24 protein-coding genes and 2 tRNA genes are annotated in these 26,795 nt (G+C 53.1%); 12 read left to right on the top strand and 14 right to left on the bottom strand.

The genetic code is table 11. The annotated features are described in order from the left end of the window. The first annotated feature begins 19 nt into the window (after positions 1-19). On the top strand, positions 20-481 hold the full coding sequence (locus K1Y77_RS01585) for a DUF4426 domain-containing protein (protein ID WP_264429989.1): 462 nt from the start codon (positions 20-22) through the stop codon (positions 479-481). On the opposite strand, the gene sfsA is transcribed toward K1Y77_RS01585, so the two are convergent. Further along, positions 478-1,206 carry a DNA/RNA nuclease SfsA gene (sfsA, locus tag K1Y77_RS01580; protein WP_264429987.1) on the bottom strand — a complete coding sequence of 243 codons (729 nt, stop codon included), beginning with the start codon at positions 1,204-1,206 and terminating at the stop codon, positions 478-480. The two genes, K1Y77_RS01585 and sfsA, sit on opposite strands and share 4 nt — an antisense overlap. Continuing rightward, positions 1,203-2,363: an aminotransferase class I/II-fold pyridoxal phosphate-dependent enzyme gene (locus K1Y77_RS01575; protein WP_264429985.1), complete on the bottom strand. Its 1,161-nt coding sequence runs from the start codon at positions 2,361-2,363 to the stop codon at positions 1,203-1,205. The genes sfsA and K1Y77_RS01575 overlap by 4 nt, the downstream gene beginning before the upstream one ends. Before the next feature lie 186 nt (positions 2,364-2,549). On the opposite strand from K1Y77_RS01575, the gene dksA reads away from it, so the two are divergent. The 11 genes from dksA (at position 2,550) to K1Y77_RS01520 (ending at position 14,962) form a co-directional block, all read left to right on the top strand. Continuing rightward, positions 2,550-2,987, top strand: coding sequence for an RNA polymerase-binding protein DksA (dksA, locus tag K1Y77_RS01570; protein ID WP_009723720.1), 438 nt, complete (start codon positions 2,550-2,552; stop codon positions 2,985-2,987). 176 nt (positions 2,988-3,163) lie between these two features. After that, positions 3,164-4,051, top strand: coding sequence for a tRNA glutamyl-Q(34) synthetase GluQRS (gluQRS, locus tag K1Y77_RS01565; protein ID WP_264429983.1), 888 nt, complete (start codon positions 3,164-3,166; stop codon positions 4,049-4,051). Positions 4,052-4,064: 13 nt separating this feature from the next. Further along, positions 4,065-4,241: a hypothetical protein gene (locus tag K1Y77_RS01560; protein WP_030074101.1), complete on the top strand. Its 177-nt coding sequence runs from the start codon at positions 4,065-4,067 to the stop codon at positions 4,239-4,241. Continuing rightward, entirely contained in the window at positions 4,231-7,176 is a 2,946-nt protein-coding gene (locus tag K1Y77_RS01555) for an ATP-binding protein (protein WP_030074102.1), read from the top strand. The genes K1Y77_RS01560 and K1Y77_RS01555 overlap by 11 nt, the downstream gene beginning before the upstream one ends. Beyond that, positions 7,154-8,539, top strand: coding sequence for a sigma-54-dependent transcriptional regulator (locus K1Y77_RS01550; RefSeq protein WP_264429980.1), 1,386 nt, complete (start codon positions 7,154-7,156; stop codon positions 8,537-8,539). Before K1Y77_RS01555 ends, K1Y77_RS01550 begins: the two co-directional genes overlap by 23 nt. An 875-nt stretch (positions 8,540-9,414) precedes the next feature. Beyond that, on the top strand, positions 9,415-10,800 hold the full coding sequence (pcnB, locus tag K1Y77_RS01545; RefSeq protein WP_030074104.1) for a polynucleotide adenylyltransferase PcnB: 1,386 nt from the start codon (positions 9,415-9,417) through the stop codon (positions 10,798-10,800). 7 nt (positions 10,801-10,807) lie between these two features. Next, positions 10,808-11,329 (top strand): 2-amino-4-hydroxy-6-hydroxymethyldihydropteridine diphosphokinase, encoded by a 522-nt coding sequence (gene folK, locus K1Y77_RS01540; protein ID WP_030074105.1) that lies wholly within the window; start codon positions 10,808-10,810, stop codon positions 11,327-11,329. Positions 11,330-11,464: 135 nt separating this feature from the next. Next, entirely contained in the window at positions 11,465-12,256 is a 792-nt protein-coding gene (gene panB, locus K1Y77_RS01535; RefSeq protein WP_030074106.1) for a 3-methyl-2-oxobutanoate hydroxymethyltransferase, read from the top strand. Positions 12,257-12,285: 29 nt separating this feature from the next. Then, positions 12,286-13,155 (top strand): pantoate--beta-alanine ligase, encoded by an 870-nt coding sequence (gene panC, locus K1Y77_RS01530; RefSeq protein ID WP_030074107.1) that lies wholly within the window; start codon positions 12,286-12,288, stop codon positions 13,153-13,155. A 26-nt stretch (positions 13,156-13,181) separates the two neighbouring features. Continuing rightward, complete coding sequence (gene panD, locus K1Y77_RS01525; protein ID WP_030074108.1) at positions 13,182-13,562, top strand: aspartate 1-decarboxylase; 381 nt, start codon at positions 13,182-13,184, stop codon at positions 13,560-13,562. 221 nt (positions 13,563-13,783) lie between these two features. After that, positions 13,784-14,962 (top strand): acetyl-CoA C-acetyltransferase, encoded by a 1,179-nt coding sequence (locus K1Y77_RS01520; RefSeq protein WP_030074109.1) that lies wholly within the window; start codon positions 13,784-13,786, stop codon positions 14,960-14,962. Positions 14,963-15,051: 89 nt separating this feature from the next. Here K1Y77_RS01520 and K1Y77_RS01515 read toward each other — a convergent pair whose 3' ends face one another. The 12 genes from K1Y77_RS01515 to tpiA form a co-directional block, all read right to left on the bottom strand. Beyond that, positions 15,052-16,221, bottom strand: a complete 1,170-nt coding sequence (locus K1Y77_RS01515) for an MFS transporter (protein WP_030074110.1) — start codon at positions 16,219-16,221, stop codon at positions 15,052-15,054. A gap of 89 nt (positions 16,222-16,310) precedes the next feature. Beyond that, positions 16,311-18,476 (bottom strand): polyribonucleotide nucleotidyltransferase, encoded by a 2,166-nt coding sequence (pnp, locus tag K1Y77_RS01510; protein ID WP_030074111.1) that lies wholly within the window; start codon positions 18,474-18,476, stop codon positions 16,311-16,313. A gap of 136 nt (positions 18,477-18,612) precedes the next feature. Continuing rightward, positions 18,613-18,882 (bottom strand): 30S ribosomal protein S15, encoded by a 270-nt coding sequence (gene rpsO / locus K1Y77_RS01505; RefSeq protein ID WP_009723734.1) that lies wholly within the window; start codon positions 18,880-18,882, stop codon positions 18,613-18,615. 120 nt (positions 18,883-19,002) lie between these two features. After that, a complete protein-coding gene (truB, locus tag K1Y77_RS01500) occupies positions 19,003-19,923 on the bottom strand; it encodes a tRNA pseudouridine(55) synthase TruB (RefSeq protein WP_264018952.1) in 921 nt (306 codons plus the stop codon). Next, positions 19,923-20,339, bottom strand: coding sequence for a 30S ribosome-binding factor RbfA (gene rbfA / locus K1Y77_RS01495; RefSeq protein WP_030074113.1), 417 nt, complete (start codon positions 20,337-20,339; stop codon positions 19,923-19,925). Before rbfA ends, truB begins: the two co-directional genes overlap by 1 nt. Before the next feature lie 17 nt (positions 20,340-20,356). Further along, complete coding sequence (gene infB, locus K1Y77_RS01490) at positions 20,357-22,900, bottom strand: translation initiation factor IF-2 (protein ID WP_030074114.1); 2,544 nt, start codon at positions 22,898-22,900, stop codon at positions 20,357-20,359. Between the two features lie 26 nt (positions 22,901-22,926). Continuing rightward, the gene (gene nusA, locus K1Y77_RS01485) at positions 22,927-24,441 is read right to left on the bottom strand and encodes a transcription termination factor NusA (protein WP_030074115.1); all 1,515 of its coding nucleotides are present in this window, start codon (positions 24,439-24,441) and stop codon (positions 22,927-22,929) included. A 70-nt stretch (positions 24,442-24,511) separates the two neighbouring features. Further along, a complete protein-coding gene (gene rimP, locus K1Y77_RS01480) occupies positions 24,512-24,973 on the bottom strand; it encodes a ribosome maturation factor RimP (protein ID WP_030074116.1) in 462 nt (153 codons plus the stop codon). Positions 24,974-25,272: 299 nt separating this feature from the next. Then, a tRNA-Met gene (locus tag K1Y77_RS01475) sits at positions 25,273-25,349 on the bottom strand. A gap of 144 nt (positions 25,350-25,493) precedes the next feature. After that, a tRNA-Leu gene (locus tag K1Y77_RS01470) sits at positions 25,494-25,580 on the bottom strand. Positions 25,581-25,613: 33 nt separating this feature from the next. Next, positions 25,614-25,973: a preprotein translocase subunit SecG gene (gene secG / locus K1Y77_RS01465; RefSeq protein ID WP_264429968.1), complete on the bottom strand. Its 360-nt coding sequence runs from the start codon at positions 25,971-25,973 to the stop codon at positions 25,614-25,616. A 4-nt stretch (positions 25,974-25,977) separates the two neighbouring features. Further along, the gene (gene tpiA / locus K1Y77_RS01460) at positions 25,978-26,727 is read right to left on the bottom strand and encodes a triose-phosphate isomerase (RefSeq protein WP_030074118.1); all 750 of its coding nucleotides are present in this window, start codon (positions 26,725-26,727) and stop codon (positions 25,978-25,980) included. Positions 26,728-26,795 lie beyond the last annotated feature (68 nt).

Below are 26,795 nucleotides of genomic sequence, written 5' to 3'. Positions count from 1 at the left end.
CTAACAGAGGAAGCCTGCCATGGTTTATCAAGTGTTACGCAGCACTACCTTACTTGTCACAATGCTTTTCTCGCTGCTCCTCGCCGCCCATGCGGCAGCCGAGCAGCTAACACGGATAGGTGACTACGAAATCCATTACAGCGCCGTGGCCACTAGTTTTCTTACCCCAGAAGTTGCCCAAGCGCATGGCATTCAGCGCAGCGCAGGACACGGGCTGGTTAATGTGAGCGTACGCGAGCGCCAAGAGGATGGTGGCACCCGCGCCGTTAATGCCAGCGTGCAAGGGCATGTGACAGGTCTTGCCGATGCCCAAGAATCGCTAAGCTTTCGCACGGTACACGACGGCGATGCCACGTATCATTTAGCCACTTTTGCTCTTCGTCACGATGAACCCATGCGATTTAACTTGGACGTTCGCTACGACCGCAATGCCAGCCCTGAACGGGTCAGCTTTATTCAGCGTTTTTATATTGAGCGTTAAATTCGCATCGGTAGCGGCCGCGCTAGGCGCACCGCTACCGGCACTCCTGCTTTCCAATCCAGCGTAACACCGTAAGCTAGCACCTCCACCCCAGCGTCTACCGCTTCAGCTAGCGCTACCGCATAGATGGGATCAATGTGGGCCGCTGGAGCTACATCGTGAATGCCTTCATGGGCAACACAAAATAGCAGAACGGCCCTTTTACCCTGCTCGGCAAGCGCAATTAATGTATGCAAATGCTTAGTGCCCCTCACGCTGACCGAGTCAGGGAAATAACCATGACCATCGGCTTCTTTAAGGGTGACCTGCTTAACTTCAATAAAAGCCTCGCCCTTATCAGGATCGCTCAGCCGGAAATCAAGCCGTGCATCACTAACCTTCACTTCCCGCTTGAGCGTTTGATAGCCTGCCAAGGGGGTAATGTCACCGACTAAAATTGCTTCTTCCACGATGCGGTTGGCGCGACCGGTGTGAACAGAAGCCAGGGCTAGGGAGCCATCTGGCTGCGGCAACTCAATCCATTCCCAGGTCCAAACCAGCTTGCGTTTGGGGTTATCACTCGGCGACAGCCACACTCGACAACCAGGCACATTCACCGCCTTCATCGATCCGGTATTGGGGCAGTGGGCAACCACTTCCTCTCCACTCTCCAGCTGCACATCGGCTAGAAAGCGCTTGTAACGACGCAACAGCACTCCTGGCACCAACTCAGGATAAGTCGTCATAGTCGGCTCACGAAACGACCTATGCGTTCTACGGCTTCTTGCAAGCGTTCAACGCTGTTAGTAAAGGCGATGCGTACATGGTGCTCACCACCCTCTACCGCAAAATCAATGCCTGGGGTAATTGCCACGTTCTCCTCTACCAGCAGTCGTTCACAGAACGCTTGGCTGTCACGGCTATAATGGGAAATATCCAACCACAGATAAAATGCCCCTTGGGGCGGCATATCTGGCGCAAGCCCCAGCCGTGCTAGACCATCCAACAACACTTGGCGTCGCTGCTTGAGCGTTGCTCTGCGCGCTTCAAGAATGTCTCGACACTGGGGAGTAAAGGCAGCTAACGCCGCATGCTGGGAAGGCGTAGGCGCGGCAAGAAAGACGTTTTGCGCCAGTCTGGTAAGCGGCTCGACAGCATGTTCAGGTGCCACCAACCACCCCAAGCGCCAGCCCGTCATACCGAAATATTTTGAGAAGCTGTTAACCACAAAGGCTTGGTCAGACAGTGATGTCGCCGATAGCGGCGCATCGTCATAATTTAGGCCTTGATAAATCTCATCAACAATCACCTCACCGCCTTTCGCAGCAACGGTGTTAAATACTGCGGTTAAGGCCTCAGCGCCTAACGTGTGTCCCGTCGGATTAGACGGAGAGGCCAGCATGGCTAAGCATGTTTTAGCTTGCCAGTGCTGTTCAATCAGCGGCGCCGTTAACTGCCAACCACTTTGGCGTCCCACGGGAATAGCATCAATATCTGCGCCGGCTAGGGCCATAAAGTGACGATTGCACGGATAGTTAGGGTCAGCCATCAACACGCGGTCACCTGTTTCGACCAGTAATTGACTAGCCAGCAGCAGCGCACCAGAGGCCCCTGGAGTTACCAGAATACGTGCGGGATCAACATGGGCATTAAAATGCTCGGCGTAATGGCCTGCAATGGCTTCCCGCAGCGACGCTAGCCCTGCCGCTGGTGTATAACGGGTTTTCCCAGAGGCCAACGCTTGTTGGCCTGCTGCTACAATCGGTGCCGGCGTCGCGAAATCAGGCTCACCAACCTCCAGGTGAATTACATCGTGGCCTTCAGCCTCTCGGGCCTGGGCCATTTCTAATAAATGCATCACACGAAAAGGCGCAACGTGATTCACACGTGAATTCCAACCCATAACGGTTCCTTCACTTAACAGTAGAAAAAACATGACGCAGGCCGCACAAGAGGCGAGACCATGGTCGAAAATGCACTATTATGCTTGCATCGCGCGCAGTTTTCAGCTAAACAAGCATCCCTTTGGCGTGCGATCGTGGCACACGCTCATGGTCGATCAGCAGTCACATACGTAAGGGGCACTCCCATGCCAGTAGCGGAAAAGAAACCGGAAGCGTCCAAGTCCTTCACCCCGTATGAGCCAGCACCGGGCGAAGAGTATATGAACGAGAAGCAGCTCGCGCACTTCCGCCAGCTCCTTCTAGACTGGAAACAGGATCTCATGGAAGAGGTGGATCGTACCGTACGCCACCTGCAAGAAGACGCTAACAACTACGCCGACCCCGCTGACCGCGCGACTCAAGAAGAGGGCTTCAGCCTGGAGCTGCGTACTCGGGATCGCGAACGCAAGTTGTTAAAAAAGATCAACGAAACCATCGAAAAAATCGATGAAGACGACTACGGCTTCTGTGAAGCCTGTGGCGTTGAAATCGGTATTCGCCGCCTTGAAGCCCGGCCCACAGCAACGCTATGCGTTGACTGCAAAACGTTGGCAGAGCTAAAAGAAAAACAGCTCGGTGGCTAACCATCGACGCTAATACGCTACAAGCTGCTAGTTTATTACAAGCTAGTTTGTTGCAAGCTAAAGCGTCCAACGGGCACCCTTGAGGTGTCCGTTTTTGTTTGTCATCTTGCCTTTATCTCTATACCTATCATCATTGTTAACTGCTAGCGCTAATTGAACAACCAATTCGGGCTGTCATGACCCATACCTCGCACTACCGGGGCCGCTTTGCTCCCACACCGTCAGGGCCGCTTCATCTTGGCTCGCTCGTTGCCGCTCTAGGCAGCTACTTAGATGCCCGCGCTGTAGGCGGCCAGTGGCTGGTTCGTATCGAGGATAGTGATCCTCCACGCTGCCCCCCTGGCGCTGGCGATACAATTCTACGTCAGCTTAATGCCTTTGGGCTTCATTGGGATGAAGAAATTCGCTGGCAACATAACCGTTATGAGGCTTACCAGCAGGCGCTTGATGAACTGGTGGCCAAAGGCTTAGCTTACCCATGCAGCTGTTCACGCAAACAGTGGCAGGCATTTTCCGTTTATCCTGGGTGGTGCCGTGAGGGGTTAAGCGATCCTACCAAGCCGGTTGCTTGGCGACTGCGCAGCGATCTGGCAAAGCGCCCAATTACTTGGCAGGATCGGCTTTTTGGTTTCCAACAGTTCGACCCTAACGCTTTGGGTGATGTTGTACTCAAACGAAAAGATCAGCTGTGGGCTTATCAGCTTGCTGTCGTCGTGGATGACGCAGATCAAGGCATTACCGACATAGTGCGCGGTTATGACCTGCTTGATAACACACCATGGCAAGGCCAGTTACAAGAAGCGCTTGGCTTACCAATACCTCGCTACCTGCATTTACCGCTCGTGGTTACGCACGATGGCCAAAAGCTCTCTAAACAAAATCTGGCTCCTGCATTAGCCGAAGATCCTGCCGGTATTCGCCAACAGCTGTTTAAAGCACTGCAATTACTCGATCAAGCGCCACCTGACACACTGGCTCAAGAGTCGCCAGAAACGCAGCTACGCTGGGCAATGGCACATTGGTCTGTTGAACGGCTCGTTGCCAACGCCCATCGCCGTTATTAATTAGAGTCTTAATATGTACGTTTATCGGATTATGCTGTTTTTAGTTTTTGGCGGATATTTGCTTTCGCCGTTGTTGATGGACGGCTGGGGAGATCCAAGCGTTGCCTGGTATCGCCCGTTTGCTATTTGGGGCGGTCTGATTGCGCTAACGCTATGGCTTGAGCAAAAAAGGAAGTTAGATGAGCGTTGAGCTGTTGGGGGTTGTGCTACTGGGCTTAGGGTATCTGTCCTTACTATTTGCCTGCGGCATGGCCGTTGAGCGTGGCTGGGTGCCCGTACGCATTACCCGCCACCCTATTGTGTATACCCTAGCACTAGGCGTATACGCCAGCGCGTGGGCAATTTATGGCAGTGTGGAACTTGCGGCAAAAGCAGGGTTTGGTTATTTAGCGTATTACCTAGGCGCAGCCGGAGCTTTTTTGCTAGCCCCTGTTCTACTAGTACCCATACAACGCATCACCCGCACCTACCAACTCTCTTCGCTTGCGGATCTATTTGCATTTCGCTACCGGTCCCGCTGGGCGGGCACCCTGGTAACCTTGATCAGCCTGTTAGCGGTGATGCCGCTGCTGGGAATTCAGGTGCAGACCTTAAGCGATGCCGTCTTCTTACTCACCGGTAGCCGCTACAGCGCGGCGGTCACTCTGTTATTCTGCGGCGTGATTGCAGGTTGCGCGGTGCTATTTGGAGCGCGACATAGCCACCGTCATCGTCACGACACACTCCTCAGCGTGATTGCGTTTGAATCAATCATCAAACTACTGGCGATGCTAGGGCTAGGTGCCATTGCTCTCTGGTGGGTGTTTGACGGGCCAAGCGGCTTACAGCAGTGGTTAGAAGGACCAGGAGCCGCTGTTCAAGCCGCAACGCCCCAACTCGAAGCCCCGCAGTGGCGCACGCTGTTACTACTATTCTTTGCCGCCGCGTTCATGATGCCGCACTTGTTTCAGATTACCTTTGCAGAAAGTCTGTCTCGCCACACCCTACTTCAAGCCAGCTGGACACTACCGCTGTTTCTCATGCTGATGGCGCTTCCAGTACCCTTAATCTGGTGGGCCGCCCAATCAGTAAACGAGACAATTCCCGTCGCGGCCTACGCTGCCTTTTTGATGTCAGAACACTGGTGGGTGGGCGCCTTAGCCTTTATCGGTGGCCTAGCCGCCGCCAGCGGCACCATGATGATGATTGCACTGGCTCTTTCGGGCATGGTGCTCAACCATGTGGTACTTGTGGCGCGCCCACCGGAAGCACGCAGCGACTTATATGGCTGGCTATTATGGCTACGTCGCGGATTAGTCGTTGCTGTGATTGCAGGCGGATGGCTATTTGCAGAAAGCGTCGGCCGGTACCACTCGCTGACAAACCTGGGGCTTGCTGCGTTTGTCGGCATGGCACAGTGCCTACCCGGCATGCTGGCATTGCTGTACTGGCCCGGTGCGAACCGTAAGGGCATGATTGCTGGGCTAATGGGAGGCATCATCATTTGGCTGTGGGGTCTATGGCTGCCGCTACTATTTGATATCCCCACGTTCTCACTATCTCTAACCCCGCTGATGTCCGTGAACGCGCCACTTTGGTACAACGTTACGCTGGTTTCTCTGGCAGTTAATATTTTACTGCTGATCATTGTGTCGCTATTTACCCGCATTTCAGAAGGCGAGCGCTCTGCGGCGGAAGCGTGCTCCGTCGATGCCGTCATTCGTTCAAAACGCCTACCACTGGAAGCAGCAACAGCGGGAGATTTTTCCACGTATCTTGCCCAAGCGCTGGGTGATGAGGCTGCCAGCCGCGAAGTTGACCGCGCACTCACAGCGCTAAACCTAACACCCCAAGAGCGCCGCCCCTATGCCCTACGCCGCCTGCGCGACCGGATTCAGGCGAACTTATCTGGTTTAATGGGGCCTTCTGTCGCAAGGGATATTGTTGATCGCTACTTGCCCTATCGCCATGACGATGCGCCCGTCACTGACGATATTCATTTTGTTGAAAGCCGCCTTGAAGCCTATCGTTCGCGGCTCACTGGACTGGCTCGGGAGTTGGATGGCTTGCGCCGTCATCACCGGCAAACGCTTGCCTATCTGCCCGTAGGTTTGTGCGTGCTAGGCGACGATGATGAACTATTAATGTGGAATCAGGCGCTATCGCTACTTTCCGGAATTAGCGGCGATAGCGTGATTGGCTCACGCCGCGACAGCCTGCCTTCACCCTGGCCTAATTTGCTGGGAAGCGTGCTTAATGCCAGTCAAACACCGCTGTATAAACAAGCGGTATCGCTACATGGCAAGGATTACTTCCTCACCCTGCATAAAGCGGTGTTAAGCGGCCACGACAGCCGTGGCGGCAGCGTGATTCTGGTGGAAGACCATACGGAAATGAAGTGGCTAGAAGAGGAGCTTGTACACGCAGCGCGCTTGGCATCTATAGGACAACTTGCAGCGGGCGTGGCGCATGAAATCGGCAACCCCATTACCGGAATTTCATCGCTGGCGCAAAATCTACGTTATGACACGGATGATCCTGCGCTGCTGGAAACGGCCGACCAAATTCAACAGTTAACCCAGCGGGTTACCAAAATCGTGAACTCGCTGGTTGGATTTGCCCATGGGGGCCGACAGACCTTGCCGCTGCCAACCTCTCCTGCCTCGCTTTCCACCATTAGTGCAGATGCGCTGCACTTGATCCATTTAGCGCGCTCGGGAGAGGATGTAAGCTTTACCAACGCTTGCCCGGATGACATCGTGGTACGTGGCGATGCCCAGCGTTTAACCCAGGTCATGGTCAACTTACTGAGCAACGCCAAAGACGCTTGCGACGCTCAGGGCACGGTTCATATTGAAGCAGGCAAACAGGCAAGCCATGCGTGGTGGCGGGTTACCGATAGTGGCCACGGGATTGACCCTAGCGTGAAACATCGCCTTTTTGAGCCGTTCACCACGACCAAGCCTGCGGGCCAAGGAACTGGGCTTGGGCTCTCGTTGGCCTATCAAATTATCAATGAGCACCAAGGCAAAATAGAGGTGGCGTCACCGCCTCCAGGAAAGCCTCGCGGCACTGCCATTACGCTTTGGCTACCGCTTTACCAACAGGATGATCACCTACCTCATGCCCAGGATACTGATTGTTGAAGATGAAGCGATTATTCGCAGCGCGTTAAAGCGTCTACTCGAACGTCACCGCTATATCGTCAGCGAAGCGGCCAGCGCAGAAGAGGCACGTGAGCTGGCTCCTAGCGAATTTGATCTAGTGATTAGCGATTTGCGACTGCCCGGTGATCCTGGCACCGCACTAATTGAGGCCGCTGCACCCGCGCCAGTACTCATTATGACAAGCTATGCCAGCATGCGCTCAGCAGTCGATGCGCTTAAGCAAGGGGCTGTGGACTATGTTGCTAAGCCGTTTGATCACACCGAGCTGTTAGAAACCGTCGAACGCATTCTACACAAACAGTCGATGCAACAAGGCACGCCGCCAGACATCACCGATGAAGGGGGTGGTCGCCAAACCATGATTGGCGATTGCACCGCTATGCAGCAGGTTTATACCCGCATTCGTAAGACCGCCCCCGCAGACGTTACCGTACTAATTCAAGGAGAGTCTGGCACAGGTAAAGAACTTGTTGCTCGTGCCATCCATCAGCAAAGCAAGCGCGCAAAAGCACCGCTAATTTGTGTCAACTGCGCGGCAATACCTGAGACGCTAATTGAGTCAGAACTGTTTGGGCATGAGAAGGGAGCGTTTACCGGCGCTAGCGCTGCCCGAACGGGGCTAGTCGAAGCTGCCGACGGTGGCACGCTGTTTTTAGATGAAATTGGTGAATTACCGCTAGATGCCCAGGCGCGGCTACTGCGAGTGCTGCAAGAGGGCGAAATCCGTAAAATTGGCTCCGTAGAAACACGCCATGTAGATGTGCGATTGATTGCCGCCACTCACAGGGATTTGCGCGCACTGTCAAAAAGCGGAGAATTTCGGCTTGATCTCTACTACCGTCTCAATGTTATGCAGATAGAACTGCCACCACTACGTGACCGTGAAGAAGACGTGTTGAAGATAGCCGATATCCTACTAGATAAAGCCTGCAAGCGTCATGACCGCCAAGGTCTTCGCTTGTCACGTGCCTCCCGACAAGATCTACGCGATTACCCTTGGCCAGGTAACGTTCGCGAGCTTGAAAATGCGTTAGAAAGAGGCGTGATTCTCGCTGAAGGCCATTTAATTCACCCAGATGACCTAGGCCTTGGTCCTGTTACCAACCGACCTCACTCCTCTACAGGTAACGGCTCCACATTAGCCAATGAATCGCCAGCGCCAAACGGTGACGACGACGACCTCTCCCTTGAGGACTATTTTCAGCATTTTGTGCTAGAGCATCAGGATCAAATGAGTGAAACCGAATTAGCCCAAAAATTAGGGATCAGTCGTAAAAATTTATGGGAGAGGCGCCAGCGCCTAGGCATTCCACGTAAAAAAACCGCGCGCCGCCCCACTTAGGCGGCGGCACAGCTTGCTGACAAACCACTCTATCAACCCTCTCTACGACTAACGTCCAATAGATTGATTTGCATAAGAAATATCCAGAATTCTCACGTTAGACACTGTTACCTTCCCACACAACACGCACTCAGAATCGGTTAAAAATGGGTAACACTATCGGCTGTGATTAGTTCCTTGTCATGGGCAATAAATTTCAAGTCTATGAAAATAAAAGAATAAACAATGAGTGGCACAGCAAGTGCAATATTACTGGGTAAGAAGAACAAAATGGGCAGCGCGGACGTCACTAACAAAAACAATACGACACCGCCCCAACCTGAGCCAAAACAAAAACAACAGGGCCAGGTAGAGATAACAGCACAAACAAAAACAATAGGCTTGAGTCTCATACCTTGCTAGCGCTAAGAAGAATAAGCGCAGCGAACAATAATAACAGCCAGCAAGTGCCCAAAAAGGACGCGACGTACACAAAGAATCTGCTTTCAAACAAAAATAATAGCAGCATGTGTGTACACCCCGGAACCAATAACAATTCGCCGGGAGAAAAAGTTCGCGGTTGGATTATTGTTTTGAATACGAGGCGGTCGGAATCAGACTGGTTCTTACGCCTACCGACTGCGGTGCGTATTCAGGGCGATGTGCCATCATGAAGAAAAACAGCAGCATGGACGCTGATTGTCTGCTTTATAGGGGAGGCTCTTGTAGCCTCCCCTTTCCGCGTTTGAAGCAGTCGTCTTTTACAAACCCTATTCGAGTGCTTTGCAAGCCTCAAGGGGTCGGCTACACTCAGCAACTTACCGCGAACCATGCGGTCATTTTTTCGCTACGTTTCTCGATACTGTTTTCGATACCTTGCGAGTCGATATCGCCGCATGTTTAAAGGATTTACCCGTTTACTACATAGCCCGGGAGAGCACTTGAAATCCCTGCTCGATTCCCCAGAGAGCGCCGCTGATGCGCTCAGTCCCCGTATTATTCCGCGCTCCGAGCACCCAGTTTCTCGTCAGCAAATCAGTGAGGCCGCGTTAAAGGTACTCTACCGCCTCAATGGCGCTGGTTTTGATGCCTATCTGGTCGGTGGCTGTATTCGTGACGCATTGCTGGGCAAAATGCCGAAAGATTTCGATGTTGCCACAAATGCAACGCCGGAGCAGGTGCGCGATCTGTTCCGCAATTCGCGGCTGATTGGTCGGCGCTTTCGCATTGTGCATGTGCGCTTTGGCCGCGAAGTCATTGAAGTCACGACCTTTCGGGGTAAACCACAGGACGAGCACGGCGATCATATCGCCCAGCAGTCTGATGACGGTCTGCTGTTGCGAGACAATGTATGGGGCAGCATCGAAGAAGACGCTCTACGCCGCGACTTCACCGTAAATGCGCTGTACTACAATATCGCTGATTTCACGATTCATGACTTTGCTAACGGCGCGCGTGATATTGAGTCGCGTACCCTGCGCCTGATTGGCGACCCCGTTACCCGTTACCGAGAAGACCCAGTGCGCATGCTGCGCGCAGTGCGCTTTGCAGCCAAGCTTGATTTCACCATTGAGCCTTCTACCGAAGAGCCGATGTATGATTTGGCACCGTTGTTACTGCAAATTCCGCCCGCCCGTTTGTTTGATGAAGTGCTTAAGTTATTCATGTCGGGACATGGCCTAATTACCTTCCGCTTATTAAGCCATTACAACTTGTTTGGCATGCTGTTTCCCGAAGCGGAAGAAGCCATGGCGGATGCGGCCTGGGCTGAAGATCTGATAGAACAAGCGCTCACCAACACCGACAAGCGGATTGCAGAAGGACGGCCAGTCACGCCCGCCTTCCTGCTAGCCGCTTTTTTGTGGGCACCAGTGGCGCACCGCCAAGCAGAGCTTGAGCGAGAAGGCATGCCCTCGATTCCAGCGTTGCAAACCGCTGCGCAGCAGGTAGTTACACGTCAGTTACAGCATATTTCGATACCCAAGCGCTTTGGCATGCCTATGCGCGATATTTGGGAGTTACAAGCACGCCTTCCTCTTCGACGTGGCAAGCGGGCATTTCAAACTCGCGAACATCCACGCTTCCGAGCTGCCTATGACCTGCTGCTATTACGTGAACAAGCGGGCGAAATACCGCGTGGTTTAGGTGATTGGTGGAACGCCTTCCAACAAGGCGATGAACACGAACAGCTTCGGCTTCTACAAAAAGTGGGTAGTGATCCGGCAAGCCAAGGCGACCGTCGCCGTAAAAAACGCCGTAAACCGCGTAAAACAGAGCAGTGAGAACGCAATGTCGCTTGCTTATATTGGTCTAGGCAGCAATCTGGATAATCCTGTTGCTCATGTTTGCCAAGCCTTGCGAGAGCTTAACGAACTGCCGCTTTGCCAGCTTGTGACTCAATCGTCCTTGTACGCAACGCGGCCAATAGGGCCACAAGATCAGCCCGACTTTATTAATGCCGTGGCAGCCCTTGAAACCTCGCTTTCGCCACTAGCACTGCTTGACCAGCTGCAAGGACTAGAACAGCGACACCGCCGTCGGCGGCTGCGTCACTGGGGGCCGCGCACGCTGGATTTGGACCTGCTGCTTTACGGTCAAAGTACGATCTTGCACCCTAGGCTCCAAGTTCCTCATCCTCATATGCATGAACGCGCCTTTGTACTAGCGCCTCTTGAAGAACTGGTGTCAGCTACGCACTCTGAGCCAATACTGCTTTACCAACAGCCGCTTACCGAGTGGCTAAAACATCTTGAGCAATGCGATATACAACGGTTGAGCGAGGCAGATGTCACCGCTACTGCTACCGTCTGACACAAATCTCGACACCAAGCCCCCATTCAGGTAACAATTGCCAGCTACGCCACTTCACGCTTGCAAGGATGCAACGTTAATAATGGTCGGCTGCCCACGTCGCATCGGCCCACTTAGACACTACGAGAGCACGCCATGAAAACCGTCACCCTGAGCACTCTGCAGGCGTTTAAGCGCGCCGGCGAAACGTTCAGTTGCCTGACCGCTTACGATGCTTCTTTTGCTCATGCCGCCAGCGCTGCAGGAATCGATGTTCTGCTAGTCGGCGATTCCTTGGGCATGGTCTTACAAGGGCACAGCAGTACGCTTCCCGTGACCATTGAGGATATCTGCTACCACACGCGCTGTGCAGCGCGTGGTAAAGGCCATAGCCTGCTAATGGTGGATTTGCCGTTTATGAGCAACGCTACCACGGAACGCATGTTAGAAGATTCTGCTGCATTAATGCGTGCAGGCGCTGAACTGGTAAAAGTTGAAGGCGAAGCATGGATGGCCGACGGTATCCGTGAAATGACCCGCCGCGGTGTTCCAGTATGCGCCCACTTGGGGCTAACCCCACAAACGGTCTACCAGTTAGGCGGTTATAAAGTGCAAGGCCGCGAAGCGGCCCATGCGGAACAGATCATCAACGATGCCAAAGTACTCGTTGAGGCAGGCGCTTCCGTGATTCTACTGGAGTGTGTGCCAGCCAGCCTCGGTAAAGCGGTAACAGACGCGCTGGACGTACCCGTTATCGGCATTGGTGCCGGCCCGGATACCGATGGTCAGATTCTAGTGATGCACGACGTATTAGGCGTCACTCATGGCCGTACACCGCGCTTCGTCAAAAACTTTATGGTCGACGCCGACAGCATTCAAGAGGCGTTCAAACACTACCATGAAGCGGTTAAGACACGTGCTTTTCCAGCAGCTGAGCACTGTTTTTAAGTGCCACCCGGAACAACAGCGATCCCTTTATGCGCACGTTAAGAGATATCAATGAATTACGCAGCACGCTCCGCGAGCATCGTCAGCAGGGGCGACGTATTGCTTTAGTGCCCACGATGGGCAATCTCCACCAAGGCCATCTGGCACTTGTGACCACGGCCCGCCAACACGCGGATATCGTTGTTTCAAGCCTGTTCGTGAACCCGATGCAATTTGGCCCAGGTGAAGACTTAGATGCCTACCCACGTACGTTTGAAGCAGATCAGGCACAGTTAACAGAAACAGGCTGCGATATTCTTTTCGCTCCTACGGTCAGTGCGCTTTACCCTAATGGCTTAGCCGCTCAGACCCGTGTACATGTGCCTGAGGTAGGTGAAGGACTCTGCGGTGGCTCACGCCCAGGACACTTTGATGGCGTTTCTACCGTAGTCAGCATGCTGTTTAACTTGGTGCAGCCAGATGTCGCCTGTTTCGGCGAAAAAGATTATCAGCAACTAGCGGTCATTCGAAAGTTAGTGAGTGACCTACACATGCCGATCGACATTATCGGTGTACCGATTGTGCGCGCCGATGACGGTCTAGCACTCTCCTCTCGTAATGGTTATTTAAGCGAGTATGAGCGTGTGAAGGCCCCCCTGCTATATCGCACCTTATGCGAGCTACGCGATGCATTAGAGCATGGAACCCCTGTCGAACAAGTACTACAACAGGGTAGAACAGCCCTGTATGATGCTGGCTTTACGCCTGATTACCTTGAGCTGCGTGATGCAACACTTGCTGCAGTCAGCAGTTCAACTCGCAGTGCCATGCTGCTAGCGGCAGCGAAACTCGGCTCTGCCCGACTTATTGACAATCTCAGCGTGCAGCTGCCAAGCGCTGCCACTGATGCTAGCCAGTAGGCTAGTTACGTTATTTAGGAGTTTCTATGCACACGATTATGCTTAAAGCCAAGCTGCATATGGCTCGCGTTACCCACGCGGTACTCAATTACGAAGGTTCCTGTGCCATCGACGGCGACCTATTGGATATGGCCGGTATTCGCGAAAACGAGCAGATCCAAATCTATAATGTAGAAAACGGCGAACGCTTCACCACCTACGCGATTCGTGGCGAGGAAGGCTCTCGACTAATTTCTATTAATGGCGCAGCCGCACATTTAGCTGCGCCAGGACATCGAATCATTATTTGCAGTTACGCCCACTACTCCGAAGCAGAGCTTGAAAACCATCAGCCGGCGCTTGTTTATCTGCAAGAAGGCAACCACGTTAGCCACACCAGCAACGCGATTCCTGTTCAGTTAGCGTAACTTAAACAGTTGAGTAAGCACCTATTTATAAGCACCTATTTAACGGGCCGTTGATCGGCCCGTTTTTTTTGCCTAAAAAGCGTATTGCCGCAACGCACAACCTTCCCCTATGCTGATAGATAAGTTTGACACAACATGCTAATAACAATGGGTAGGCAGCGCCTCATTGGCCTTTCTATCCTCACTCAGAACGTTGCGTTACTTACCCAAGGAGTCATCATATGCAAGACGTGGTTATTGTCGCCGCTCGCCGCACCGCCGTAGGAAGCTTTGGTGGATCACTCGCCGGTATTCCAGCAAGCGATTTAGGTGCACTGGTTATTAAAGACATTCTCGCCTCTACCGGTGTTGCCCCAGAGCAAATTGATGAAGTACTGCTAGGCCAAGTGCTAACCGCTGGCGTCGGCCAAAACCCGGCCCGCCAAGCAGCTATCAAAGCTGGCCTGCCTGATGCCGTTCCAGCCATGACGATCAACAAAGTATGTGGTTCAGGCCTCAAGGCCCTACACTTGGCTACCCAGGCAATCCGTTGCGGTGACGCCAGCGTTATTCTCGCAGGTGGACAGGAAAACATGTCTGCGTCCCCCCACATCCTGCCCAACTCGCGTAACGGCCAACGTATGGGCGACTGGAAAGCGATTGATTCCATGGTTCACGATGGCCTGTGGGATGCGTTCAACAACTATCACATGGGGATTACCGCGGAAAACCTAGCGGAAAAATACAGCATCACTCGCGAAGCGATGGACGAGTTCGCAGCGGCCTCTCAGCAAAAAGCCGCTCAAGCTATTCGCGACGGTAAATTCAAAGGCCAGATCGTTCCTGTGGAAATTCCGCAGCGCAAAGGCGATCCAGTGGTGTTTGATACTGACGAAAACCCACGGGAAGTAACCGCAGAAAAACTCGGCGGTATGCGCCCCGCGTTCAAGAAAGACGGTACCGTTACCGCCGGTAACGCCTCATCTTTAAACGATGGCGCCGCTGTCGTTATGCTCTGCTCAGCAGAAAAGGCCAAAGAACTTGGCTTAGAGCCACTGGCGCGTATTGCTGCTTACTCTAACGCTGGCGTTGATCCCGCGATCATGGGCATTGGCCCGGCACCGGCCACTCGCCGCTGCCTCGAAAAAGCGGGCTGGAGCTTAGATGACCTAGACCTAGTAGAAGCTAACGAAGCTTTTGCCGCCCAGGCACTTTCCGTTAATAAAGAGCTAGGCTGGGATGTCAGCAAGGTGAATGTTAACGGCGGTGCGATTGCCCTCGGTCACCCGATTGGGGCCTCTGGCTGCCGCATCTTGGTCAGCCTGCTGCATGAAATGATTGCGCGTGATGCCAAAAAAGGTCTTGCCACCCTGTGTATTGGCGGTGGCCAAGGTGTTGCACTAGCGATTGAACGTCCCTAAGCCCCACGTTTAGTGCGCTTAAACGTCATGCCCCCGCTACTTAGCGGGGGCATTTTTAATAGCTTATTTTTTACGGCTTTTTTTAAGGGCTAGCGACGTTTCTCTCCTACAATGCTCGAAGGCGTTCGCCATACCAGTATAGCCCCAAGCAAAAACAGTACCGATGCCGCCCACATAGCAATTGGCAAGCTGGTGCCATCGACGATACGCCCACCAAACATTGCCCCTAAACCAATCGACATATTAAAGGTAAATGCCATCAGCGCGGTAGCAGCCTCGGTATTAGGTGCCGTACGTATAATCCAGGTTTGAATACTGACTGACACGCTGCCAAAAACAGCCCCCCATATCATTAGCAGCAGTACGCCGCTGGTAGGTTGAACACCCAGTAGCGGGAAAATAGCCACAACTAACAATAAAAGGCTAGGAATGGCCAATACCGCCCGATAAGGGTGACGCCCAGCAAAGATACCTGCCGCGACATTACCCAGGATGCCGGCCGCCCCGTATAGCAACAGTAAACTGCCAACATGACGCTGAGCTACGCCGCTAATCTCCTGAAGAATGGGGCTGATAAAGGTATAAGCAGCAAAGTGCCCCACCACCACAAACCCCGTGGTTAACACCGCGACTCGCACACCTCGGTTGCTAAACTGCTGCGCTAACATACGCAATCGTACTGGCTCTCTTGGCGGCAGTGGTGGTAGCCAACACCATAGTGCAATGGCGGTTAACAGGCTTAGCCCACCCAACGCCCCAAAGGCTACTCGCCAGTTGCTCAGGTCCCCTAGCAATGTGCCTAACGGCACCCCCAATACTGACGCGGCGGCTACACCACCGAAAATAATCGTCATGGCCTTGGCAACCTGATCGCTGGGCACTAGCCTTGGGGCAATGCTTCCCGCTATGGCCCAAAAACCACCGATACTAATACCCACCAACACACGAGCTGCCAGTAGTAACCCAAAATTGCTGGCCACAGCTGAAAGTGCGCTGCCAATCACCATCACAATCATCATCAAGGTGAGCATGATGCGTCTATCTAACCGGCCCACCGCTACCGGCAACAGCGGTGCTGAGAAAGCAGCCACCACACCAGGAACGGTCACCATCAGGCCCGCCATACCTGGCGTGACGCCCATCGAGGAAGCTACCTGTGACAATAGCCCGATAGGCAATTGCTCAGCCGTCACCAATAAAAAAATGCCGATCATTACGGCCACCACCGCCCACCAGCGCGGCGCTTGCTCCTGCTCCATGGCTCTCTTCTCTTTTCCTATACTGCCTATAAAACGACACCGCCCCCGCAACTGGAAGCTGCGGGGGCGGTCGTTACGTCTATATCGCTTTAGTTAGCGACGTCCGCCTCGGCAGCGGCGAACGCTGCTTTCTCTTCCTCAGTGATCTCTTTAATTGAGAGCTTCACTCGGTTGCGGTTGTCGATATCCAACACTTTCACAATCACATCATCGCCTTCATTTAAGAAATCGCGCACGTTGTTAACGCGCTCAGCAACAATTTGCGAGATGTGAACCAGGCCGTCAGTGCCCGGCATGATGTTGACGAAAGCGCCAAAGTCCGCAATACGAACTACTTTGCCATTGTAAAGCTTGCCAATTTCCGCTTCTGCGGTAATTGCCAGCACAGTATCAATGGCTTTTTTGGCTGCCGCTTTGTCTTCTGCGTAGATGCGTACAGTGCCGTCATCATCCAGATCAATGGAGGCACCGGTATCTTCGCAAATTTTGCGGATTGTTGCGCCGCCTTTACCGATCACGTCACGAATCTTGTCCGGAGCGATTTTGATCGTCGCCATGGACGGCGCGTTTTCTGACACATCGGTACGGCTTTGGCTAATAACGTCATTCATCTGAGCAAGGATACTAATGCGGGCGTCATAGGCCTGCTGTAGCGCCTTTTCCATGATCTCTTCATTGATGCCTTCAATCTTAATGTCCATCTGCAGAGCAGTAACGCCCTCTTCAGAACCAGCAACTTTGAAGTCCATATCGCCCAGGTGATCTTCGTCACCCAAGATGTCGGTCAATACCGCATAGCCGTCTTCATCTTTCACTAAGCCCATGGCAATACCTGCCACCGGTGCTTTTAACGGCACACCAGCATCCATCAGCGCGAGTGAGGAACCGCACACTGACGCCATGGAGCTAGAACCGTTAGATTCAGTGATTTCCGATACCACACGGATGGTATAGGGGAAGACGTCTTCTGATGGCAGCATCGCCTGAACGCCGCGGCGTGCTAAGCGACCATGGCCAATTTCACGACGCTTTGGCCCGCCAAAGAAGCCAGCTTCACCAACGCAGTAGGGAGGGAAGTTGTAGTGCAGCATAAAGCGGTCTTTACGCTCGCCTTCCAGAGACTCGATTAGCTGTGAGTCACGCAGGGTGCCCAAGGTAGCAATCGCGATTGCCTGGGTCTCGCCACGGGTAAATACTGCTGAACCATGGGTCTTAGGTAGTACGCCGACTTCGATTGCCAGCGGGCGTACTGTGGTGTTGTCGCGGCCATCTATACGTGGCTCGCCTTTTACGACGCGAGAACGCACAACGCGCTTCTCAAGGGCAGAAAACGCACCTTTCACGTCATCTTTACTGAACTTGCCTTCTGTCTCTTCTTCACCTTCAGCAGCTACTAGCTGCGCAACAGCATCATCTTTCAGCGCTGACAGCGCATCTTGACGCGCCATTTTGTCAGTAATGCGGTAAGCATCACCCACTTTGGCTTCAAAAGCGTCGGCAATAGCCGTTTTCAGCGCGACATTTTCTGCAGCTGGCTGCCAGTCCCAGCGCGGCTTGCCCGCTTCCGCGACCAGCTCTTTAATCGCGCTAACGGCAACCTGCATTTCCTGGTGACCAAACAGCACGGCACCGAGCATTTCGTCTTCAAGCAGTTCTTGGGCTTCCGATTCCACCATCAATACGGCGTTTTCGGTACCGGCAACCACCATATCCAGCTCAGAGGTGGTCAGCTCTTCAACAGTAGGATTGAGGAAGTAACCCTGCTCTTCATTAAAGCCAACGCGCGCTGCGCCAATTGGGCCGTTAAACGGCACACCTGCAATCCCCAACGCTGCCGAGGTGCCCAGTAGTGCCGCAATATCTGGGTCATGATTACGATCCGTCGATAGCACAGTACAGATTATCTGTACTTCATTCATAAACCCTTTAGGAAACAGCGGACGAATCGGGCGATCAATCAGACGCGAGGTAAGGGTCTCTTTCTCAGTAGGACGCCCTTCACGCTTAAAGAAGCCGCCGGGAATTTTACCCACTGCATAGGTTTTCTCTTGGTAGTGTACCGAGAGCGGGAAGAAGGGCTGATTAGGATTCGCTTCTTTCTTGGCCACAACCGTACACAGTACGACAGTTTCATCCATGGTCACCATAACGGCGCCAGTGGCTTGGCGAGCGATACGCCCAGTTTCTAGGGTGACGGTGCTACGACCGTATTGAAACGTTTTTTTTACCGGATTCACGGCGACTTCCTTTAACATTAATATCTACTTGTCTTTTCGCTTGGGTCGTTTTGACTCGTCACCATTCTAGGCGCTGTAGCGCCATACGGCTACCAGAAACAAAAAAACGGGCAGCCCACAAGGGGCTGCCCGTTTTGATCGCTGTCGTTAATGATTAACGACGTAGACCTAAACGCTGAATCAGAGACTGATAGCGTTCAAAATCTTTACGCTTTAGGTAATCCAACAGCTTACGACGCTGGTTTACCATGCGGATCAGACCACGACGAGAGTGGTGATCCTGTTTGTTGGTTTTGAAGTGGTCCTGCAGGCCATTAATGTTGGCGCTCAGCAGTGCAACCTGAACTTCAGGGGAACCGGTATCGTTATCGCCGCGGCCGTATTCGTTGACGATCTCGGCCTTCTTCTCAGCGGTTAATGCCATCTGTCTCTCCAGTAAGCAATATGCCTAAAAAATGAATGGTTGAGACCACGCATATTTGCAGTCTCAGGCGACTATCTTCACGTACAATTTTCGCGCAAATTGCTACATCCTTGCAACGCTTTACGAGATAGCGACGGTACTTAACAGCCGCTTGGGAGCTACTTCCTGAGCTCCTTTTACAACGCCAAGGCCGATAAACGTCTCAGCGTAATAAAGTCTTGCTAGCGCATCAGGCTCAAGCGTATCAATCGCTAAACTAGCCGACTGACCGTGTGCAAGACGCCCAAAAGCCGTTTCATCTACCGTCAGCGACGGCAAATGATCAACCAGCACATCCGCAGGCATTAGTTCAGCCTCGCGGGTGGCCTGGTCTGCCAAGGCCTCAAGGCCTTCCAGCGTCCACATCGCATCGCCGGTAAAAGGCCCTGTTTTGAGCCTTCTCAACTGACTAATGTGGGCACCACAGCCCAAGGCATAGCCAATATCTTCAGCCAAGGTGCGAATATAAGTGCCTTTGCTACAGCTAACTTCCAGTTCAAAGGCAGTGCCCTCGAAAGCAAGCAGCCGCGCATCATACACGCTTACTCGCCGCGCTGCACGCTCAACGTGCTTACCCTCACGGGCAAGCTCATAAAGCTTTTTGCCTTGATGCTTCAATGCCGAATACATCGGCGGCACTTGGTCAATCTCGCCGTGAAAGCGAGCTAAGACTGACTCGACATCCTCAGCCGTTAAGCTGGGAATCTCTCGCTGCTCAATGACCGTGCCTTCGGCATCGCCGGTGTCGGTGATCACCCCCAGTTCTACGCGGGTGCGGTACATCTTGTCGGCTTCTAGCAGGTGCGCGGAAAACTTAGTGGCTTCCCCAAGACAAATAGGCAATAAACCTGTTGCCATGGGGTCCAGCGTGCCAGTATGACCGGCTTTTTGCGCCTCAAACAGACGACGCACACGCTGCAGCGCATGATTACTAGAAATGCCCTTAGGCTTATCCAGCAGCAGTACGCCGTTAACCGGCAATCCACGACGGCGACGTGCCATTAGCGCGTCTCCTCACCACTGACGTTATCGCTACCGTCCTCATCATCATGCTGGCGAGCACGGTCAGTTGACACCGCTTCGTCAATCAATGAGGAGAGGTGCTGGCCACGCACCACGCTTTCATCGTAATGAAAGCGCAGTTCAGGTACATGACGCAGCTTGATACGTTTAGCAATTTGGCTTCTCAGAAAACCCGCAGCGCGTTTCAGCACTTGTAGGTTTTCCTTAATACGCGCGGGATCTTGCTCACCCAATAGGGTGACATAGATATCGGCATAGCCAAGATCACGACTAACGGTGGCACCGCTTACCGTAATCATCCCTAAACGCGGATCTTTTACTTCGCGTTGGATCAGTACCGCCAGCTCCTTTTGGAGCTGGTCGGCGACTCGGTCGGTACGCTTAAATTCGCGCATGATTGCTCCTCGCGGCCTTACAGGCTACGCTCGACCTTCACTTGGTCAAAGACTTCGATCTTGTCGTTGACCTGAACATCGTTGTAGTTCTTCACGCCGATGCCACACTCCATACCGTTACGCACTTCTTGAACGTCGTCTTTGAAGCGGCGCAGCGATTCGAGTTCACCTTCGTAAATGACGACGTTGTCACGCAGTACACGGATACGCTTGCTGCGCGATACGGTGCCTTCGACAACCATACAGCCAGCCACTGCACCAATTTTCGGCGCACGGAACACGTCGCGCACTTCAGCCACACCGACGATCTCTTCTTTCCACTCGGGAGCAAGCATACCGCTCATTGCCTGCTTAACTTCATCGATTAGCTGGTAGATAACGCTGTAGTAGCGTAGATCCAGACCTTCACGTTCGATGATTTCACGAGCAGCAGCGTCAGCACGGACGTTAAAGCCGACCACAATCGCTTCAGAAGCAAGCGCAAGGTTGGCATCGGTACCGGTGATACCACCAACACCCGACGACACAACAGCAACTTCAACTTCACCCGTGGAGAGTTCTTCCAAGGCGCCTTTGATCGCTTCCAACGAACCTTGAACGTCAGCTTTCAGAACGATGTTGACCTTGGCCACTTCGTCTTGGCCCATCTGGCTGAACATGTTCTCCAGCTTGGCTTTCTGCTGACGCGCCAGGCGCACTTCACGGTATTTGCCTTGGCGGAAGTTAGCCACTTCACGGGCCTTCTTCTCGTCGGCAACGACCATGAAGTCATCACCCGCATCCGGAGTACCATCCAGACCCTGAATTTCGACCGGCATCGCAGGGCCTGCAGTATCAACTTGCTTGCCCAGCTCGTTGGTCAGCGCACGAACGCGACCATAGTGCAGACCCGCAAGAACGATATCGCCTTTCTTCAGCGTACCGTTTTGCACCAGCACCGTGGCAACCGGGCCGCGGCCTTTATCAAGACGCGATTCAACAACAACGCCTTTACCAGGAGCTGACGGCACAGCGGTGAGTTCAAGTACTTCAGAAACGAGCTGAATGGCTTCCAGCAGTTCTTCAATACCGTCGCCAGTTTTGGCGGACACATGTACGAACTGAGTGTCGCCGCCCCACTCTTCTGAAATCACGCCATGCTGGGAGAGTTCATTACGAATACGGTCGAAATCAGCACCCGGCTTATCGATCTTATTCACCGCCACAACCATCGGTACTTCGGCAGCTTTGGAGTGCTCGATCGCCTCGATTGTCTGTGGCATCACGCCGTCGTCAGCAGCAACAACCAGAATAACCACGTCCGTTGCCTTGGCACCACGAGCACGCATCGCGGTAAACGCTGCGTGGCCAGGGGTATCCAGGAAGGTAACGCCGCCGTGGTTGTCTTCCACGTGGTAAGCACCGATATGCTGGGTAATACCACCCGCTTCGCCAGTGGCGACTTTAGCGCGACGGATATAATCCAACAGCGAGGTTTTACCATGGTCAACGTGACCCATGACGGTAACCACAGGAGAACGAGTGATCTCTTCGCCTTCATAGGAGATGCCTTCGAGCATTTCCGTTTCCAGCGCGTCGTCCTTCACTAGCTTGACCTTGTGGCCCATCTCTTCCGCTACGATGGCCGCTGTATCCTGGTCAATCGTTTGGTTGATGGTCACTGCCGCGCCCATGTTGAACATGGCTTTGATGACTTCATTGGCCTTGATCGACATTTTGTCGGCTAGATCAGCAACGCTGATCGACTCAGGGATCGAAACTTCACGCACGATCGGCTGGGTTGGCTTTTGAAACGCATGCTTGCCGTTACCGCTTTGGTTAGCACCACCACGGCGGCCGCCACGGCGCTCGGCGCGTTTTACTTTCTTACCGCCGCCACCGCGCTTACGCTCTTCGCGATCACCACGATCATCCTCGTCATCACGACCTTTCTTCTTCGCTGCTGCCTTTTTAGGCGGCGCAGTACGGCGATCCGTACGGCCTTCTTTCGGCGGTGCGGGCGGAAGATCATCAGGCGTCGGCGTGTCGTCGATTTGCAGCTCAGGCACAGGGATACTGGGCACTTCAGCCGCTTTCGCCTTGGCTTTTTCTTCCTCGGCTTTGCGTGCAGCGTCTTCTGCCGCTTTCGCTTTCGCCGCGACTACTTTCTCTTCTGCTTCGCGAACATCACGTGCTTTTCGCTCGGCTTCCGCTTCTGCCATATCACCCACTAACTGGCGCGGGCCAGAGTGCTTAGGCTCAGCAGCTTTCGGCTTATCTTCTTCGGCGCTTTTAACGTACGTTTTTTTCTTACGTACTTGCACTTCAATCGTTTTTCCACGCTCACCGGTTTTAATCCGGCTACGGGTTTTACGCGTCAGCGTAATGCGGTTTTTACTAGGATCGCTGTCGCCGCCGCCATGGCTTTTTTTCAAAAAGCTTAGCAGCGTTTGCTTATCGTCTTCAGATACCGCGTCGCTTTCTGACGCATGCTTTAAACCTGCTTCTTTCATCTGTTCCAATAGGCGGGGCACATCACGGCCCACCTTCACTGCAAAATCTTTAACTGTCATATCTGACATAGTGACCCTCCTCAGCCCGTGACCTTTTACTGTGTGTTTGAATCCGATACGCCATCGTCTTCAAACCAGGGCGCACGGGCAGTCATGATCAGTGCCGCTGCGCGCGCTTCGTCCAACTCCTCGATATCGACCAGATCGTCGACAGACTGCTCGGCGAGATCTTCCATGGTGACAATGCCACGGCTAGCCAGAATGAAGGCCAGATGGCGCTCCATGCCGTCCATGTCCAGCAGATCGTCTGCTGGCTGGGCACCGTCTAGCGCTTCCTCCGAGGCAATCGCCATCGTCAGCAGCTCGTCTTTCGCTCGTGCCCGCAGCTCTTCCACCAAATCTTCATCGAACTCTTCGATTTCGAGCATCTCTTCAAGCGGCACGTAGGCAACTTCTTCCAGGGTGGTAAACCCTTCTTCTACTAATAGGCGGGCAACATCTTCGTCCACTTCGAGGTGCTGAACGAAGGAGTCCACCAGGCTATCAATTTCCTGCTCACGCTTTGACTCAGCTTCATCTTCAGTCATCACGTTAATACGCCAGCCAGTTAGCTCAGAGGCCAAACGTACGTTCTGACCGCTGCGGCCAATAGCCTGAGCTAGGTTGTCTTGCGCAACAGCCACGTCCATCGCATGGGCATCTTCGTCAACCAGGATAGACGCCACATCGGCAGGTGCCATTGCGTTGATCACCAGCTGGGCCGGATTATCGTCCCACAGCACAATATCGACACGTTCGTTTTGCAGCTCTGACGACACTGCCTGTACGCGCGAACCACGCATACCAACGCACGCCCCAACAGGATCGATACGCCGATCATTAGTTTTAACGGCGATTTTGGCTCGTGAGCCTGGGTCACGCGCGGCGCCTTTAATTTCAATTAGCTGTTCAGCAATTTCAGGCACTTCAATTTTGAATAGTTCAATGATGAACTCAGGACAGGTACGTGACAGCTGTAGCTGCGCACCACGTGCATCTGGATCAACCTTCACTAACAATGCACGAACCCGCTCATTCATGCGGTAGCGCTCACCGTGAATCATTTCGTTACGCGGTAAGAACGCCTCGGCATTTTCACCCAGGTCAATAATCAAGCCATCGCGGGTGGTTTTCTTAACAATACCCGCCACCAACTCGCCTTCACGGTCAGCGTACTGACGAACAACTTCTGCACGTTCAGCTTCTCGTACCTTCTGGACGATAACTTGCTTAGCTGTTTGCGCAGCAATACGTCCAAACACGGCATTTTCAATTTTCTTCTCGACCACATCGCCTAGTTTAAGCGGCGGATCACGCTGCTCGGCAATGGTTTCTTTAATTTCATAATCCGGTGTTTCAAATTCGTCATCTTCGACCACGGTCCAGTAACGGAACGTGTCGTAGTCGCCCGTGCGACGGTCGATATGGACGCGCACATTGGCTTCTTCTTGATCAAAACGCTTGCGTGACGCGCTGGCTAGCGCGGCTTCAACCGCTTCAAAAATAACATCGCGGGGGACGCCTTTTTCGTTAGAGATCGCGTCCACGACCATTAAAATTTCTTTACTCATGCGTTTGCCTCGCCAGAAAACCTGTCCTTTTGTGCATCATCCCGGCAGCCTGCCGGAAGCCGCCACCCGTTTATTCGTCGAATTGCGGGACGACATGCGCAGAATCAATGCTTTCGATTGGAAAACAGTACTCTTCGCCATCCAGCTGTAGCAGTACCTCATCGCCTTCGACACCGGCGAGAAGACCTTGATATTTACGCCGCCCATCAAAAGCAACGCGTAGCTTGAGTGCAACGTGATGGCCTTGATAGCGAATAAATTGATCCAGGGTATATAAGGGACGTGCCATACCGGGCGACGAGACTTCCAAACGGTATTCGCCGGGAATAGGGTCTTCCACATCCATAACGGCACTAACTTGGCGACTAATATCAGCGCAGTCTTCCACGCTGACGCCGCTTTCGCGTTCGATATAAATTACCAGCCGCGAATGCTTGCCCTGGGAAAGATGGTCGATACCCCATAGCTCAAAACCCATAGCGGCTACGACAGGTTCGATCAGCGCATGAAGCGCAGCGTGTTTTGTGGCCACAGACAAAGCTCCTATAGCCGTTGCATCAGGCACCTGGCCAGGAGTTGAATGAAAAGCTAGGTGGCTGATTGGCGTTACCCGGAAATGTGTCTCTGGCAATTCGGAAGACATCCGCTCTGGAGACACTCTTGGCTCTCGAAAAGCTACTAACAAAAAAGCTACTAACAAAAAGCCCCTTCACAGGAAGGGGCTTTTCGAAAGAAACCTGTAGTACCACTTTAGCAACATGATCAGCGACTTTCATGCACCAGGTGCTTAAACAGACGCTTTATTCATAAATCTTTCATGTTACTAGAAGATGGTAGCGGGGACCGGATTTGAACCGATGACCTTCGGGTTATGAGCCCGACGAGCTACCAGACTGCTCCACCCCGCATCAATCTAGAGGAGCGATAATAGACACTTGATCCGCTTTCGTCAAGAACTCTTTTTCGCCTCAGGTGCCAACCCTGATTTACTCTATATGGCATAACGCTTTTTTCTGAAAAACTCTGGGAAGCTGGCTAGCCAGCAAAACAGATGGTGCCGAAGGCGGGACTTGAACCCGCACGACCATACGGTCACTACCCCCTCAAGATAGCGTGTCTACCAATTCCACCACTTCGGCAACAGGGGAGGCTAAAGAAGCAGTATCAATATGTTACTCGTTGCTTTCCTCTAGCACTGGCGCGGTATTATCCATACTTGCAGGGCCATCGTCAAGCGTTGGAATATTGCGCTGTTGTTCAATCAGGCGAGAGTCGGGAATACCCGCTTCAGGAGCCTGTCCGGCCTGCGTTGCAAAATAAGCCAGCGCCATGGAGGTAACAAAAAAGCCAGCGGCTAAAAGGCCTGTTGCACGAGACAGAAAGTTACCACTCCCCCGCGAACCAAAGACCGTTTGCGATGCACCTCCACCAAAAGAGGCACCTGCGTCGGCACCTTTTCCCTGCTGAAGCAGGATGAGCACAACCAAGGCGATCGCAATCACCACATGAACCATAAGAATTGCAACTTGCATGGGATTATCCTGCTGACTGACAAATAGCGTAGAAATCATCGGTTTTGAGCGAAGCGCCGCCCACTAAACCGCCGTCGATATCCGGCTGAGCAAGTAACTCAGCCGCATTACTTGCATTCATACTGCCGCCGTAAAGCAACTTAAGCTGCTCGGCGAGCGTTTTATCAAACCCTGCTTGGTAGGCACGAATACCCGCCATTACTTCTTGGGCCTGTTCAGGCGTTGCTGTACGCCCTGTGCCAATTGCCCATACCGGTTCATAGGCAATGACAATCTTAAGCCGCTGTGCTGGCTCTAAACGCGCCATTGCATAGCCAACTTGCCGCAACACAACATCCATTGTGCTTCCTGCATCGCGCTCTTCCAGGGTTTCACCAACACAAAGAATTGGCGTTAGGCCAACATCGAGTGCGGCTACTAAGCGGTCAAACACTTGCTCGTCGCCTTCTTTATAAAGCTGCCGACGTTCAGAGTGGCCGACCAGCACATAAGCTACGTCAAACTCTTTAAGCATACGCCCACTGATTTCACCCGTATGCGCGCCTGAGTGCTGAGGATTAAGCGTTTGGGCCCCTAACTGCAGCGGCGTATTTTGGAACGCAATGCGGGCTGCTTCCAAATAGGGAAACGGCGGAATAACCACAACATCAATGCTATTAGGCAGCTTAGCCGCGGTGAAAGCGTCTCCAAACGCTTGAATCAACGCCGTAGAACCGTTCATTTTCCAGTTACCGGCAATTAATGGCGTACGCATCGATTATCCTCACTCAAGGTGGAGCGAAATGGTATAGGAGCGGCCTTGTCAAGACAACCGCTGTTATA

Source organism: Halomonas qaidamensis, assembly GCF_025917315.1.
In the GTDB taxonomy this organism is placed as follows: domain Bacteria; phylum Pseudomonadota; class Gammaproteobacteria; order Pseudomonadales; family Halomonadaceae; genus Vreelandella; species Vreelandella qaidamensis.
Note: the sequence above shows the minus strand (reverse complement) of the source record. Positions and strands in the feature narration are given on the sequence as shown.